Here is a 14,266-nt window from a genome sequence, read left to right as displayed (position 1 = left end):
GGGTGTCACCGATCTTCGGCCGTGCCCGTCGCCCGGCCGGGCAGCGCAGCCGCGTGCGCCGGGCCGGATTCCATCGACCGGCGCAACGCCGCCGCCGGCGCGCCCGGATCGTCCAGCAGCCGCGGGACCAGTGCGTGCAGCGCGGCCACGGCGGGTTCGACGGCCGCGCGCACACGGGCGCTGAGCCCCGGCAGGATGTCCTCGTCGCCGTCCGGCAGCAGTTCCGGTTCGCAGGCCAGGACCAGGACCCGGGGCAGTGGCTCGTCGCCCAGGTGGGCGGCGAGCGCCAGCACCTTCGCCGGGTCCATGCCGTGCGCCTCCGGCGGGACGGTGCCGTCGGGGGGTTCGGCCTCGATCAGGGACAGCGTGCCGGGCCGGTGCCCGCGCCGCGCCGCGTCCACGAGCAGGGCGGTCGCGCAGCCGCCGAGCAGGTCGTAGGCGAGGTCCAGGCCGCGGATGCCGTAGTCGCGCACCCGTGCCCCGGGCGGCAGCGGGCGCCGGTCGAGGGCCCGGATCACCTCGGGCCCGAAGGCGTCGTCGGCGAGGAAGATGTTGCCCACCCCGGCGACCAGGAGGGGGGCGGTCACCGGGACTCCCCGGGGGGCGGGGTGAGCGGGCGGGGCGTGCCGGTCGGGGTCTTGCGGACGAAGGCCGCGCGCAGGGCGTGGTAGGGGGCCTCGGGGTCGAAGAACACGGCGTGCATACGGGCGAGTTCGGCCCGCCGGTGATCGGCGAGGGGGCGGCGCTCCTCGTCGGCGGCGCGGGCGGCGGCCTTGTCGGCGATGCGCCGGTCAAGGTCGGGCACGGCGGCGAGCCCGGCCGCGAGCCGCTCCGTCTCGGCCGCGAACTCCCCGGGCGCGGCGGGTACGACGCGGTCCACGAGGCCGGTGCGCAGCGCGCCCGCCGCGCTCACCGGCAGTGCCTGGCCGGTGAGCCGTTCGGCCTCGCGCGGGCCGACGCGGCGCGGCAGGCTGTACGTCCACAGCTCCGAGCCGTACAGGCCCATGCGCCGGTAGTGCGGGTTGAGGACGGTGCCCGCGCGGCACCACACCTGGTCGGCGGCGAGGGCCAGCATCGCGCCGCCCGCGGCCGCGTTGCCGGCGAGCGCGGCCACCACCAGCCGGTCGGTGGTGCACAGCACCGCCTGGGCCAGGTCGTCCATGGCCTGGAGGTTGGCCCAGGACTCCAGGGCGGGGTCGGGGGCCGCCTCGATGACGTTGAGGTGGATGCCGTTGGAGAAGAAGTCCCGCGCCCCGCCGAGCACCAGGACCCGGGTGGGGCGGGTGAGCGCGTGCTCGTAGGCGGCGAGCAGGCGCCGGCACTGGTCGGTGCTCATGGCGCCGCCCGGGAAGGAGAAGCTCAGCAGTCCGACGTCGCCGCGCTGCCGGTAGCGGATGTCGGCGTAGGTGCGCCGGTGCTCCGGCAGCTCCAACGGGGCCTGGATCTCCGGGAGTTCAAGGGACGGGTCGAGGGCGGCGAGGACGTCGGTGGCCGGGCGGCGGAAGGGCGCGGGGTCGCCGGAGCTCTTGCGCGGGCGCAGCTCGGGGATCCACACCGCGCCGTCCCGGGTGGCCCGGCACACGGCGCCGGCCCGCCGGGCCAGCAGTTCGCCGGGCCGGCCGCGCAGCTCGTCCTCGGGGTGGCCGCCGTGCAGGAAGACCTCCCGGCCGAGGAGTTCGTCGAGGACGCCGGGCCGGGAGTCGGCGCCGCGCAGCTTGCGCAGCACCGTGGCGGTGTCGTCGTACGCCCAGTCGATGCGCCGCCGCTCCTGCCGGAACGGGTCGCGCCAGACGACGCCGATCGAGGGGTCGCTCTGCGGGCGGGGCTTGTACGAACCCTCGGCGTGGCGCCGCACGGCGGCGAGGACGGCGGTGACGGCGGCGTCGGAGACCTCGTTGCGGTACAGGTCGCTCTTGCCGACGGGGGCCACGCGGAAGGGCTCGGCGGCCCAGACCGGGCCCGCGTCCATCCCGGCCTCTGCCTGGAGCACGGTCACGCCCCACTCCGGTGCCTGCTCGGCGATGGCCCAGTCCAGCGAGGAGGGGCCGCGGTCGCCGGGCGGCCCGGGGTGGACGATCAGGCAGGTGTGCTCCCGCCACACGTCCTCCGGCAGGGCGGTCGTGAGCATCGGGGCGATGACGAGTTCCGGGCGGTGTTCGCGCACGGCGGCCCGGACCGGGTCGTCGCCGTGCGACGCCAGGACGACGTCCACGCGGTGTCCCCGGTCGGACAGTTCGGCGTACATGCGCTGGGAGAGGCTGTTGAACGCGCTGGCCACGAGCAGGATGTCCATGACGCGGCATGGTCGCCGCTGCGCCGCGCGCCACGAAGGACCGCCGCGGCGTTTCGCCCGCGCCGGCCGGCCGTCTTCCGCCATCCGGCCCGCGCCGGGCAGCCGGCCCGCGCCACCGCGCACGTGTCGCCCCGAGGCCAGCGGGAACCCGGTCCGCGCCCTCGGCGAAGACCACGGTGGAGGCCTCATGACAACGGACGAGAACACGGCCACGGACACGGGCCCGGACGCCGCACGCTACGACGACCGGGGCGAGGTGCCGCTCGCCGCCTACGCGACGCTCGCCGCCGTGTTCGCGGCGGGCACGAGCGGTTTCGCGCTGCTCGCCCGGCGCCGGGGCGTACGGCTGCCGGAGCGGGTGCCGCCGTGGGACGTCGTCCTGCTGGGCACTGCCACGTACAAGGCGTCCCGGATGCTGGTCCGGGACAAGGTCACCAGCTTCGTACGGGCGCCGTTCACCCGCCGGGTGGGCGAGGGCGAGGCGAACGAGGTGATGGACGAGCCCCGCGGCAGCGGGCTGCGGCGTGCCGTCGGCGACCTGCTGTCCTGCCCGTTCTGCGTCTCCGCCTGGGCCGCGGGCACGCTGGTGTGCTCCTACGCGGCGGCGCCCCGGCTCACCCGGCTGGTCTGCGGCGGCTTCGGCGCGGTGACCGTGTCGGACTGGCTCCAGTACGCCTGGACCTGGACCCAGCAGACCGAGGAGAGCTGAGGCTCACTCGTCGTCCGCCGCCGGGGTCAGCTCTATGTCCAGCACGCCCTCGTCCTGGAACAGCTCCGACGTCAGCCGGGCCGGATCCTCGGTGCCCTCCAGTTCGAGCAGGACCCGGGCGGCGTCGTCCGTACGGCCCGGCAGGCGTTCGACCTTGACCTGGACGATGCGGAAGCCGAGCCGGGTGCAGGTCTGCATCAGGCGGGGCAGCAGGGCGGAGCCCGTGCGGTAGGTCAGCCGGGCCTCGAAAACGGCGGCGGCCGTGCCGGGGACCAGCCGGCCGGAGAAGTGCGAGTAGCCGCGCACCACCAGGAAGTGCAGCGCGGTCACCGCCAGCGCGAGGACCGGCAGCCCGCCCCCGCAGGCCATGCCGACCGCGCAGGTCAGCCAGACGGTGGCGGCGGTCGTCAGGCCCCGTACCGCGTCCCGTCGTACGAAGATCAGCCCGCCGCCGATGAAGCCGATGCCGGAGACGATCTGGGCCGCGACGCGCGAGGGGTCGAAGGAGACGTGCTCCAGCCCGAGCACCGCGGAGAAGCCGTGCTGGGAGACCTCCATCATCAGCGCGCTCGCGATGCCGACCAGCGTGTGGGTGCGCAGTCCCGCGCTCTTCTGCTGGGCCGCGCGCTCCCAGCCGATCAGGGTCGACAGCACCAGCGCGAGTCCCAGCTCGGCCAGCTGCCTGGGCCCCTGGCCGTTGTGTATGTCCCACAACGGTGCCGCCAGCCACACTCCCGCCATGCACACCTCGCCTGCCGTTTCGCCGATGTCCTGCCGCTGGCGTCTACCCCCGAGGTGGTCCCCTGACGCTACCGGGCCGTCCGGGCCGCCGCCCGTCGGCGCGGACCGGCCATGCGGCACCGGGCGCAACCGGGGTACCCGGCCGCTGCGGGCGTGCCCATGGCCCGGGCACCGCCCCGGCTTCGCGCGGAAGGGGACGGACTCATGCGGCACGACGAGATGATCGGCAAGGTGCAGGCGCTCGCCCAGCTGCCCGACCGGGGCTCCGCCGAGCGGGCCGCGCACGCGGTGGTGACGACCCTGTCGGAGCGGCTGCCGTCCGGGCTGGCCCGGCATGTGGCCGCGCAGCTGCCCCCCGACATGGCCGACGCGATGCGGCTCGCCGCGGACGCCACCGCCGCCTCCGCCGCGGAGGGCACGGCGGGCGAGCGGTTCGGGCTGACCGCGTTCGCGGGGCGTGTCGCCGACCGGGCGGGCACCGACGAGGACACGGCGCTGCGGGAGGCCGCGGCCGTCCTGGAGGTGCTGGACGCGGCGCTCGCCCCGGAGCTGACCGAGCGGATGGCGGGCGCCCTGCCGGCGGACATCCGCGAGCTGCTGCCGGTGGGGCGGGCGGGCGAGGGCGGATAGCCCGTCGCCCCGGGCGCCGCGGACGGCGCGGACGCGGTCGGCGCCGGTCGGTGACCGTCAGCGGCGCCATGCCCGGCGGCGCCTGTGCGCGCGTTCGGGGCGGGGCTTGGACGGGCGGGTCACCCATCGGTCCTCGACCTGGTCGAGGCCGAACAGCAGCAGGCTGAGCACGGGGAGAAGCAGAACCGCGACGGTGATCACTGGAGGTACCCCCTCCTGGCCGACGACACCCCGCGAGTGCCCCGGCGCGGGTCCACCCCGATCGGGGTGACCGTGAAGGTCGTGTGACCACCACCCGCACCAGGGCCGCGTGGCCCACGTCCACTGTCACACCAGTCGGCCCGTGTCACATCTCCTGGCCGGTGCCCGTCATATCGGTGGGGACGACGGACGGGAGCGGGCCATGGATGGGTACACGGCGGTGTGGCGAGCCGGGGGGCGGTGCGCGCCTTCACGGACGAGCCGGTGCCGCGGGGGGGGTGCTTCCGCAGATGGCGTGGTCGGTGTACCGGCGCACGGTCGCCGAGGTGGTGGCGCCGCGCCCGGAGTGGGTGCTGTTCGCGGGCGTGTCGATCGGGTTCGCGGACCCGGCGGTGACGTCCCCGCAGACCGGCCGGGCGCCGCTCGCGGAGACGGTGACGTTCGTGGACGGGTCGTGACCCGCGCCCGGACGCATTGGACGGGCCGTCCGGACGCCCCTGTGCTTACGGTTCTCCCAGGAGCGTCGGACGGGAGCGATGGTGGGCGATGCGCGCCGGCGGGCGGCCGGGCCGGAGGGCGGCGGGCACCGGCCGGGGCGTGCGGTGCTCGGCAGCCGCCCCGCGTACTCCGTGCGTCTTCCGGCGTCGCCGCGCCCCGAGGCCCGGGAGCCGGTGACCGAGCGCGCCGTGCCCTGGCTGCGCACCGCCGCCGCCTACGCCTGGCGGCTCATCCTCGTCGGCATCGTCGTCTACGGCGTCTTCAGCGTCCTCGGCAGCTTCCAGCTGATCGCGGTCGCCCTGTTCCTGGCGCTCGTCATCACCTCGGTGCTGCGGCCGCTCGCCGACCTCCTGAACCGGGTCCTGCCCCGCCCGCTGTGCGTCGCCGTCGCTCTGGTGGGCAGTCTGCTGGTGCTGCTGGCGCTGCTCGCGCTGGTGGGCAACGCGGTGGCGGGCGAATGGCCCCGGCTTGCCGGTGAGTTCGGCGGGGGTGTGCACCGCATCGAGAAGTGGCTGCAACGGCCGCCGTTCCGGCTCGGTCCCGGCCGGCTGTCCGCGCTCGAACGCCAGGTGACGAACTATTTGTCGGCGCACCGGTCGAGCCTGTTCAGCAGCGCCGTCAGCGGCCTCGGCCGGGTGGTGGAGCTGGCCACGGGCGCGGCGCTCGCGCTGTTCTCCTCGGTGTTCTTCATCCACTCCGGGGAACGGCTGTGGAGCTGGGCGCGCGAGCAGTTGGTGCCGGCCGGGGCGCGCAGCGGCTGGGACCGGGCGGGGCGGGCGGCCTGGCGGTCCTTCGCCGGGTACACGCGCGGCATCATCATCGTGGCGGCCACCAACGCCGTGCTGGTGGGGGTGGCGTTGCTGCTGTTGCGGGTGCCGCTGGCGCTGCCGCTGGCCCTGCTGGAGTTCTTCGCCGCGTTCGTGCCGCTGGTGGGCTCGCCGGTGGCACTCGCGGTGGCCACGGTCGTCGCGCTGGCCGGGCGGGGCCCGTTCGTCGCGCTGGCCGTGCTGGCGCTGATCGTGGTGATCGGCCAGCTGGAGGGGCATGTGCTGCATCCCGTGGTGATGAGCTGGGCGGTGCGGCTGCATCCGCTGGTCGTCGCCCTCTCCGTGATCGCGGGCAGCATCGTCGCCGGGGTGGTCGGGGCGATCGTCGCGGTGCCGCTGGTCTCGGTGGTATGGGCGGTGCTGAAGGCACTGCGGGCGGTACCGCCCTGAGCGCCCTCCCGGCGGGGTGGCGACAGGCTGCCGCGGCGTCCCGTGGGCCCGGACGGGACCGGGTCCGGGCCGCACGGCGCAGGCCGAGCGGGTCGCCCGGTGTCTCCGGTGTCCGGCTCGCTCGCAGCGGCCGGGCACCCTGCCCGGAGCGACGGGCCCGGCCCCGTAACCTGGTCGCATGCGGATGCGACCCACGCTGAGCTGGACACCCACCGAGGAGCTGCCGCCGGGCGGCACGGACCCGGGACCGGTCGTCGACGCCCTGCGGGCGGGCGGGGTGCTGGTGCTCAGCGGGGCGGGGATCTCCACCGAGTCGGGCATCCCCGACTACCGGGGCGAGGGCGGGAGCCTGAGCCGGCACACCCCGATGACCTACCAGGACTTCACCGCCGACGCCCAGGCCAGGCGCCGCTACTGGGCGCGCAGCCACCTCGGCTGGCGGACCTTCGGCCGGGCCCGCCCCAACGCGGGGCACCGGGCCGTGGCCGCGTTCGGCCGGCACGGCCTGCTGACCGGTGTGATCACCCAGAACGTCGACGGCCTGCACCAGGCCGCCGGCAGCGAGGACGTGGTGGAACTCCACGGCAGCCTCGACCGGGTGGTGTGCCTGTCCTGCGGCACCTTCAGCCCGCGCCGCGTGCTCGCGCGGCGGCTGGAGGAGGCCAACGCCGGCTTCGACCCGGTGGCCGCCGGGATCAACCCGGACGGCGACGCGGACCTCTCCGACGAACAGGTGGGAGACTTCCGCGTGCTGCCCTGCGCGGCCTGCGGCGGCATCCTCAAACCGGATGTCGTGTTCTTCGGGGAGTCGGTCCCGCCGGCGCGGGTCGAGCACTGCCGTCGCCTGGTGCGCGAGGCGACCGCGCTGCTGGTCCTCGGTTCCTCCCTCACCGTGATGTCCGGGCTCCGGTTCGTCCGGCAGGCGGCCGAGGCCGGGAAGCCGGTGCTGATCGTCAACCAGGGCCCGACGCGGGGCGACCGGCACGCCGTCAGCCGGGTCGCCCTCCCCCTGGGCGCGGCGCTGACCACCGTGGCCGACCGGCTGGGCATCGCCGTCGACGCCGAGGGCCGATGAGCGCTCCCCCAGGCGACCCGCTCCCTACTTGGTCGTGTGCGTGGGATAGACCTGGACGTCGGTGTAGGCGCCCTTGATCTTCCCCGCGCCCGCGGGCCACTTCAGGCTCACCGTGTGCGTCTCGTTCGGGGGCGTCACCAGGAGATCGGTGGGGGACGTGAGGCTGTCGCCGCTGTTGTCGATGTCGTAGGCGATGTCGAAGACCGCGGCGTCGCCGGGCTTCAGGACGGTGATGCGCGGCTGGGCCCGGCCGCGCTCGATGGGGCTCGACGTGTGGTCGGCGTCCTTGATGTCGACGCCCGCGAACCCCGTCGCCGAGCAGGTGGTTGAGCCCCGGTTGACCATGGTGACGTCGATCCTGCCGGAGACCGTGTCGGGTGCGGCGTCACGGGCGTCGATGGCCAGGTTCGCCGTCTTGCAGAAGGTGACCTTGCCGCCGGTCGTCGTCGCGCCGTTCCCGGCGTCGCCGCCGGCCCTGGTGCTCCGCCCGGAGCCCGACTCGGCGGCGCCGCCGGCCTGCACGGTGGCGGAGCCCGAACCGCCCTGCGGCTTCGAGCCGCCGTCCGACGTCGCACCGCCGCCGGAGGACGAGCCGTCCGTGGACGAACCACCGCCCGTGGACGAGGAAGAAGAGGATGAGGCCGAGGAGTGCTTGGCGGACGAGTCCTTCCCGGAGCCGCCGCTTCCGCAGGCGGTGAGCGAGAGGGTGGCGGCAACGCCGACGGCGGCCAGAGCGGTGATGCGGGTGTACTTCACGGTGTTCCCCCAGGAGCGGCGCGGTGCGTGCGGTCGGAAGTATGTGTATCCCGCACCGAGTCACAGGCGGCTCTGTGCCCCGTCTTGGTTCTGTCACAGGCGAGTTGACGACCCGCTCCCGCCGAGGCACCGCCGAGACGGGCTTCCGGGCGGCCGGCGCGTGAGCGGCGTGCGCACAATCCCGTCCTCCCGGGCACACGCATCCCATGACGACAACATGGAGCAGCCCGAGCCGCCCGGACGCCGGGCGCCCGTCCCGTCGTGCCGGCCGAGCGGCCCGGGCCGCGTGTGCGCTGCTGCCGCTCCTGGTGCTGACCGCCTGCGACCACGGCGGCGACCGGACGCCGCCGGGGGCCGTGCCCGGCGCACACGGCGGCAGGTTCGAGAAGGCCGCGCTCGCGGACGGCAGCCGCCTTGTCATCACCACTCAGGGCGGCGTGCGGGTCGTCGGCACGGACGACGACAGCGTGGCGGTGGACGGCCGTACCCTCGCCCGCTGGACCGATGACGGCGGCACGCACACGCTCGACCTGCCCTGCGACCGGGGCGATGGCCGGACCGCGGACAACTGCGGCGGGATGCCGCTCGTACGCGTACCCGGCGGTGTCACGCTCACCGTGCGGGCCCGCGACGCGGGCATCGATGTGAGCGGTGTACGGGGCGGGCTGAGCCTGGGCACCGTCAACGGTGACGTCACCGTGCAGGACTCCGGCACGGAAGGGGCCCGTCTGCGCCTCGTGACCCGCAACGGTTCCGTCCGCGCGACCGGTCTGGCGGCGCGCGGCGTGGGGGCCGAGACGGTGAACGGCGACGTCGACCTGCTGTGCACGACCTCGCCGGACACGCTCCACGGCGTGACCCGGAACGGCTCCGTGCGCGTGACCCTCCCGGCGGACGCCCCGCCGTACGCGACCGACGCGAGCACCACCAACGGCCGCTCCTCCGTGGACCTTCCGGCCGCCGACTCCGGGGACCACCGGCACCGGCTGACGCTGCGCACCGTCAACGGCGACACCGAGGTCCACCGGGGCTGAGGGCCCCGGACCGGGTTCGCCGAGAGGCCGCACCGGCTCAACCCGGCTGCGCGTGCGGGAGGTTGGGCCACCCGGTCAGTCGATGCCGCGGCCTGCGGTCGCCGCGCCGCCGGTTTCCGGCCGCATGTCGTCCGCGGGGCCCGGCACCCCCGCGACACCCGGCCCGTGGCCGTCACCGGCGACGGCGTCGGCCCCCTCCCCGCCCGGTCCCGAACGGCGGCCCCGGTGGCCGCGGCCCTCGTCGAGCCCCCACGGGAGGTCTTCCCGGCGCACGCCACGTGCCGGATCCGGACACCGGGCCCACACAGCCGGCGGCGGTGGCGATATCGATATAAAGGGTGGCCTGAAGTGGCTGCCCGCCCGTTTTCGCGATCACCCACGGGTTGACACATAAGATCAGCCAATCCTAGGGTCGCGGACTCAGAGCACCTTCAGCTCACATCCATCTCACCGGCAATGCGCACACATTCTGACGTGCTGTCGAACACGGCTTGTTCGCGGAACCACAAATTCCAGGCGAAGGGGACGGCAAATGAAGAGGGTGCTCCTGACCACTGCTCCCAAAGAGGCGTTGATCGAGCCGAACGGAGTGGGCGGGAACTGGTACGACCGGACCGATACCTACATGGCCTGGACATGCGCCGTGGACGTCGAGGACCGGCTCTCCGTGACATGTCCGCCGACCGGCCTCCGTTTCATCAAGCACAATGTTCCGGACGTCGAGATCCTCGAATACCCGACCTGGCAGGAATATCTCGACGCCCTGCACTCCGAGCCGTGGGACATGGTCGGCATCAGCTTCTACACCTGGTCCACACCGGTCGCGATCGAGATGGCCAAGGCCGCACGCGAGGCGGAAGTACCCGAGATCTGGGGCGGGAACTACGGCGTTCTCACACCCGATATAGACGAGCACTTCACGAGGCTGGTGAAAGGCGCCGGCGAGGCCCCGATCCACCAGTACGTCTACGGCACACCGCTGCCCCGGGTCCGGCACCCCGCGATGATGGGAGAGAGCGGATTCCGCGGGATCACTTCTCCCGTCGGATACCTGTATTCGAAGCGCGGCTGCAACATCGGCTGCACCTTCTGCTCGACCCCGGTCTTCAATCCAAAAGAAGAAGCCATCTTCATGGAGGACACCTACGCGGCCCTCGACGCATACCGGGACGCGAAGGTCGGTCACGTCATCATCTACGACGAGAGCTTCTTCCTCACCAACTCGCTGGCCGAACAGGTCGTCGACGCCCTGGCCGAGCGCGAGCTGCCGTGGATCTGCCTGACCCGCGCCGACCTGATCCGAGGGCGCATTCCCGAACTCACCGATCGCTACATGGACGGCGCCATCGTCGGCATCGAGTCCTACCGGGACAAGAACGTCGCCGACGTGAAGAAACGCGACGACGTCTACAACGTCCGGCAGACCGTGCGCGAGCTGATCGACAACGGGCGCCGGGCCCTGGGCACCTTCATGGTCGGATTCGCCGAGGACAGCATCGAGGACATGCAGTACGACATCGAGCAGCTCAGCCAGGAAGGGCTGTTCGCCTGTCAGCTCACGCTGCTGACCCCGTTCCACCGCACCCGGCTGTACCGGCAGATGGAGCACCTGGTCGACGAGCCGGACCTCAGCAAGCACGACCTGTACAACCTGGTGTGGAAACACCCGAAGATGAACCGCAGCGAGGCACGGGACCTGCTGGCCTGGGCACAGCGACGGGTCAACGACCCCGAGCGCATCGCCGCCAAGCTCAAGCAGGAGATGAAGGACAAGGTGCGCAGGGAGATCGCGCGCCGGCACGCCGGCAGGCAGACCACCCCGGCGGAGCCCGCGTCATGAGGGACCTGAAGATCCTCTGTGTCCAGCTGGGGTTCCACGAGTCCTATCCGGACGCCTCCACGCTGGCCACCACCTACAACGACGGCATCTACTACGTCGCCTCGTTCGTCCAGCACGAGTTCCCGGCGGCCCGCGTCGAGATGTGCCAGATGTTCTGGGGCGAGAAGCCCGGGGACTTCCCCCTCGCCGAGTACGACTACATCCTGATCTCGGCGCTCGCCACGCACTTCTGGTCCAACATCGAGACCCTGGAACTGATCAAGCGCCACAAGCGGTCCGACTGCGTGGTGGTCATGGGCGGGCCGCACGCGGCGTTCGCGCCCTACGAGGCGCTGCGCTACGCGGACTACGCGGTGACCGCCGAGGGAGAGATCCCCTGCGTCCAGCTGATCAGGGCGCTGGAGGACGGCCGGGCCGTCACCGACGTGGACAACCTGGCCTACATCGGCGCCGACGGCAGGCTGACCCTGAACAAGGTCACCCGATTCGGCAGCTTCGCCAACGCCATCAACCCCCAGTTGCTCGCGCGCGCGCCCAAGTTGCACTGGGCGACGGTCTCGATGTCGCGTGGCTGTCCGTTCAACTGCTCGTTCTGCTACGCCATCCGGCTGCTCGGACGCCGCTTCCGCACCAAGACGGCACAGGACGTGCGCAGCGAACTCGACGCCATCCACCGGCAGACCGGCTGCAGCCGCTTCTACGTCACCGACCTGAACTTCACGACCCGCAAGGACTACTGCCGCGAGATCGCCGAGACCTTCCGCGACCGCGACTACAAGTTCATCGCCATGAGCCGGATCAACCACGCCGACGACATGGACCTGGTCCTCGACCTCAAGCGGTCGGGTTTCGAGGAGTACTGCCTCGGTGTGGAGTCGGAGGACCCGAGCGTCCTCCAGGCGTTCAACAAGCGCGTGGACGCCTCGGAACAGACCGAACGCCTGCTGCGCTTCGCGGAGAACGACATCGCGATCCACTCCGCGATCATCTTCGGACTGGACGTACAGGACCGTCAGGCGATCGAGGCCACCGCGTACTGGTGCGCCGAGGCCCGGATCATGCACCCGGTCTTCGTGTGTCTGGCCGAATACCCCTTCCAGGACCTGCTGTTCGGGGCGCGCCAGGACATCGAGGACCACCGGATCATCATGGAGGTGCCGACGTACCAGCACTACTCCTTCGTCGGCATCTTCCCCCGCCACATGCGCCCCAGCGAACTGCAGCAGGGCATCCTGGACAGTTACGACATCTTCTTCAAGCGGGCGTTCGAGATCGAGCGGCGGCCGCAGCGGCGGGCCCGGCTCAAGGCGTACGCGCGCAGCGTGGAGCGCGGGCGGGCCGGCATGGAGCAGCACATCCGCTTCCTCGCCGAGTTGGAGAAGCCGTACTACACATCGTCCGGCGCCCTGAAGGAGGACCTGCTCAAGGCCGACTTCGACAGCCGGTACGGCGACCTGCGCACCTGGCTTCAGGGGTCGTCCAGGCGCTCGGACGTCGAGTTCGTGAAGGCGTACGCCCGATGACCGGCCGGCGCCCGGCGGCGACCGTCGTCGACGCGCTCCTCGACAGCGCGGCGCGCACCCCCGACCGGACGGCGTTCCAGGTCGTCGAAAGGTCACAGGACGCCTTCGCGCTCAGCTACGCCGACGTATGCCGCCTGGTCGCGCGGACCGTCTCCGGGCTCACGGCACAGGGCATCGACGCGGCCGACCGGGTGATCCTCGTCCTGCCCACCTCGCGCGACTTCCTCTCGGTCTACCTCGGCTGCCTCCACGCCGGGGTCGTGCCGGTCGTCGCGGCGGAGCCCACCACCGGCAGCATGTCGCGCTACTGCGCCCACCTCGGCCGGCTGGTGGCGCACGCGGGGGCCGTGCGGGTGGTCACCACCGGGGAACTGGCCGGTGCCCTGGCCCCGTCGCTGCCGGTGCCGGTGATCACTCCGGACGCCCTGCGCGGCGCCCAGGCCCCGCTGGACGCGCCGCGGGCGACGCCGGACTCGCTCGCCCACCTCCAGGCCACCTCCGGTTCGACCGGCGCGCCGAAGCTGGCCGTGATCCGGCACGGCAACCTCGTCGCCAACGTCCGGGCGATCGCGGAGGCGATCCGGGGGACGGCCGACGACACGCTGGTGAGCTGGCTCCCGCTCTTCCACGACATGGGACTCGTCGGGATCTCGTACGCGCTGCACGCGGGCATCCCGATGGTGCTCGCCGATCCCGTCAACTTCCTGCGCAACCCGATGTCCTGGCTGCACTGGATCAGCCGCTACCGGGGCACGTTGTCGCCCGCGCCCAGCTCCGCCTTCCACATCTGCGCGCGGGTCGCGGCAAAGCGGCCGCCCGAGGGCCTCGACCTGTCGGCCTGGCGGGTCGCCCTGTGCGGAGCGGAGCCCGTGCACGAGGCCACCCTGCGCGAGTTCCAGGCGGCCTTCGGCCCGTTCGGGCTGTCCGAGACGACGCTGAGGCCCGTGTACGGGCTCGCGGAGGCCACGCTCGCGGTCACCATTTCCGATGTCACCCGGCCGTACACCGTCGACCGGGTCGACGCCGAGGCCGTCGCGGCGCGGGGTTACGCCGAGCCCTGCGCCGCGGGCGACCCGCGCACCACGGGCATGATGTGCGTGGGCCCTGTGGTGCCCGGCCATGCGTTGCGGGTGGTCGACCCGGACGGGAAGCCGCTGCCCGACCGCGTGATCGGTGAGATCGAGGTCGCCGGGCCCAGCGTGATCGACGGCTACCTCCCCGGGCCCGGCGGCGCCACCGCCGACGCGGCGGAGGGGGCCGCCGCGGCCGGGGACGGGATCAGGGGGCCCGACGGCCACCTGCGCACGGGCGACCTCGGCTACCTGCTCGGCGGTGAGCTGTACGTCACCGGCCGCAGCAAGGACATCGTGATCATCGCGGGCCGCAACTACGTCCCCGACCAGGTGGAGCGGTTCGTGGAGGCCGTGCTCCGGAGCCCTCGCACTCCCGCGGTCGTCGCGGTCGGCGTCCGTGACGCGACGCTGCACACCGAACAGCTCCACCTCCTGCTCGACGAACGGCTCGCCCAGGGCCGTGACCGGCAGGACCTCACCGGCCGGGTGAGCCACGCGCTCGACGAGACCTTCGGGATCAACGGCGTCACCTACCACTGGGTGCCCCGCGCGCGCCTGCCCCGGACCACCAGCGGCAAGATCCAGCGCCATCTGTGCCGGCGGATGATCGAGGACGGGACCATCGACGCGCACCGGGCCACGGCACCACTGAGCGGACGGGCATGACCTCGGAAGG

At 73.0% G+C, this 14,266-nt stretch carries 14 protein-coding genes; 9 read left to right on the top strand and 5 right to left on the bottom strand.

The genetic code is table 11. The features are described 5' to 3' along the window. Positions 1-5: 5 nt before the first annotated feature. Both HZZ00_RS14815 and HZZ00_RS14810 read right to left on the bottom strand, forming a co-directional pair. Complete coding sequence (locus HZZ00_RS14815) at positions 6-587, bottom strand: hydrogenase maturation protease (protein ID WP_180332626.1); 582 nt, start codon at positions 585-587, stop codon at positions 6-8. Next, complete coding sequence (locus tag HZZ00_RS14810) at positions 584-2,293, bottom strand: hydrogenase maturation protein (protein WP_180332625.1); 1,710 nt, start codon at positions 2,291-2,293, stop codon at positions 584-586. The genes HZZ00_RS14815 and HZZ00_RS14810 overlap by 4 nt, the downstream gene beginning before the upstream one ends. A gap of 187 nt (positions 2,294-2,480) precedes the next feature. On the opposite strand from HZZ00_RS14810, the gene HZZ00_RS14805 reads away from it, so the two are divergent. Then, positions 2,481-3,002 (top strand): DUF1360 domain-containing protein, encoded by a 522-nt coding sequence (locus HZZ00_RS14805; RefSeq protein ID WP_180332624.1) that lies wholly within the window; start codon positions 2,481-2,483, stop codon positions 3,000-3,002. Positions 3,003-3,005: 3 nt separating this feature from the next. Here the strand turns inward: HZZ00_RS14805 and HZZ00_RS14800 are convergent, their stop codons facing one another. Next, a complete protein-coding gene (locus HZZ00_RS14800) occupies positions 3,006-3,743 on the bottom strand; it encodes an MgtC/SapB family protein (protein ID WP_180332623.1) in 738 nt (245 codons plus the stop codon). 204 nt (positions 3,744-3,947) lie between these two features. On the opposite strand from HZZ00_RS14800, the gene HZZ00_RS14795 reads away from it, so the two are divergent. Further along, positions 3,948-4,373: a DUF2267 domain-containing protein gene (locus HZZ00_RS14795; RefSeq protein WP_180332622.1), complete on the top strand. Its 426-nt coding sequence runs from the start codon at positions 3,948-3,950 to the stop codon at positions 4,371-4,373. Positions 4,374-4,430: 57 nt separating this feature from the next. Here the strand turns inward: HZZ00_RS14795 and HZZ00_RS14790 are convergent, their stop codons facing one another. Next, positions 4,431-4,574, bottom strand: coding sequence for a hypothetical protein (locus tag HZZ00_RS14790; RefSeq protein WP_167381371.1), 144 nt, complete (start codon positions 4,572-4,574; stop codon positions 4,431-4,433). Between the two features lie 290 nt (positions 4,575-4,864). Here HZZ00_RS14790 and HZZ00_RS14785 point away from each other — a divergent pair, with 290 nt between their 5' ends. The 3 genes from HZZ00_RS14785 (at position 4,865) to HZZ00_RS14775 (ending at position 7,364) form a co-directional block, all read left to right on the top strand. Next, on the top strand, positions 4,865-5,032 hold the full coding sequence (locus HZZ00_RS14785) for a hypothetical protein (RefSeq protein ID WP_180332621.1): 168 nt from the start codon (positions 4,865-4,867) through the stop codon (positions 5,030-5,032). Positions 5,033-5,110: 78 nt separating this feature from the next. Next, on the top strand, positions 5,111-6,289 hold the full coding sequence (locus HZZ00_RS14780) for an AI-2E family transporter (protein ID WP_180332620.1): 1,179 nt from the start codon (positions 5,111-5,113) through the stop codon (positions 6,287-6,289). A 178-nt stretch (positions 6,290-6,467) separates the two neighbouring features. Continuing rightward, entirely contained in the window at positions 6,468-7,364 is an 897-nt protein-coding gene (locus HZZ00_RS14775; protein WP_180332619.1) for an NAD-dependent protein deacetylase, read from the top strand. A gap of 24 nt (positions 7,365-7,388) precedes the next feature. Here HZZ00_RS14775 and HZZ00_RS14770 read toward each other — a convergent pair whose 3' ends face one another. Then, positions 7,389-8,120: a DUF4232 domain-containing protein gene (locus HZZ00_RS14770; RefSeq protein ID WP_180332618.1), complete on the bottom strand. Its 732-nt coding sequence runs from the start codon at positions 8,118-8,120 to the stop codon at positions 7,389-7,391. A 206-nt stretch (positions 8,121-8,326) separates the two neighbouring features. Between HZZ00_RS14770 and HZZ00_RS14765 the strand changes: the two genes are divergently transcribed. From HZZ00_RS14765 to HZZ00_RS14750, 4 genes are all read left to right on the top strand, one after another. Continuing rightward, complete coding sequence (locus HZZ00_RS14765; RefSeq protein WP_180332617.1) at positions 8,327-9,154, top strand: DUF4097 family beta strand repeat-containing protein; 828 nt, start codon at positions 8,327-8,329, stop codon at positions 9,152-9,154. Positions 9,155-9,686: 532 nt separating this feature from the next. Then, positions 9,687-10,994 carry a radical SAM protein gene (locus HZZ00_RS14760; protein WP_180332616.1) on the top strand — a complete coding sequence of 436 codons (1,308 nt, stop codon included), beginning with the start codon at positions 9,687-9,689 and terminating at the stop codon, positions 10,992-10,994. Continuing rightward, positions 10,991-12,517, top strand: a complete 1,527-nt coding sequence (locus HZZ00_RS14755; protein WP_180332615.1) for a B12-binding domain-containing radical SAM protein — start codon at positions 10,991-10,993, stop codon at positions 12,515-12,517. The genes HZZ00_RS14760 and HZZ00_RS14755 overlap by 4 nt, the downstream gene beginning before the upstream one ends. After that, entirely contained in the window at positions 12,514-14,256 is a 1,743-nt protein-coding gene (locus HZZ00_RS14750; RefSeq protein WP_180332614.1) for an AMP-binding protein, read from the top strand. The genes HZZ00_RS14755 and HZZ00_RS14750 overlap by 4 nt, the downstream gene beginning before the upstream one ends. Positions 14,257-14,266: the final 10 nt, after the last annotated feature.

Source organism: Streptomyces sp. NEAU-sy36 (assembly GCF_013423905.1).
Classification (GTDB): Bacteria; Actinomycetota; Actinomycetes; order Streptomycetales; family Streptomycetaceae; genus Streptomyces; species Streptomyces misionensis.
Note: the sequence above shows the minus strand (reverse complement) of the source record. Positions and strands in the feature narration are given on the sequence as shown.

Excerpts from the sequence above, each read along its gene's own strand:
- HZZ00_RS14800 (WP_180332623.1), bottom strand. The coding sequence starts at position 3,743 with ATGGCGGGAGTGTGGCTGGCGGCACCGTTGTGGGACATACACAACGGC.
- HZZ00_RS14795 (WP_180332622.1), top strand. The coding sequence starts at position 3,948 with ATGCGGCACGACGAGATGATCGGCAAGGTGCAGGCGCTCGCCCAGCTG.
- HZZ00_RS14780 (WP_180332620.1), top strand. The coding sequence starts at position 5,111 with ATGGTGGGCGATGCGCGCCGGCGGGCGGCCGGGCCGGAGGGCGGCGGG.
- HZZ00_RS14775 (WP_180332619.1), top strand. The coding sequence starts at position 6,468 with ATGCGGATGCGACCCACGCTGAGCTGGACACCCACCGAGGAGCTGCCG.
- HZZ00_RS14805 (WP_180332624.1), top strand. The coding sequence starts at position 2,481 with ATGACAACGGACGAGAACACGGCCACGGACACGGGCCCGGACGCCGCA.
- HZZ00_RS14755 (WP_180332615.1), top strand. The coding sequence starts at position 10,991 with ATGAGGGACCTGAAGATCCTCTGTGTCCAGCTGGGGTTCCACGAGTCC.
- HZZ00_RS14810 (WP_180332625.1), bottom strand. The coding sequence starts at position 2,293 with ATGGACATCCTGCTCGTGGCCAGCGCGTTCAACAGCCTCTCCCAGCGC.
- HZZ00_RS14750 (WP_180332614.1), top strand. The coding sequence starts at position 12,514 with ATGACCGGCCGGCGCCCGGCGGCGACCGTCGTCGACGCGCTCCTCGAC.
- HZZ00_RS14765 (WP_180332617.1), top strand. The coding sequence starts at position 8,327 with ATGACGACAACATGGAGCAGCCCGAGCCGCCCGGACGCCGGGCGCCCG.
- HZZ00_RS14760 (WP_180332616.1), top strand. The coding sequence starts at position 9,687 with ATGAAGAGGGTGCTCCTGACCACTGCTCCCAAAGAGGCGTTGATCGAG.
- HZZ00_RS14785 (WP_180332621.1), top strand. The coding sequence starts at position 4,865 with ATGGCGTGGTCGGTGTACCGGCGCACGGTCGCCGAGGTGGTGGCGCCG.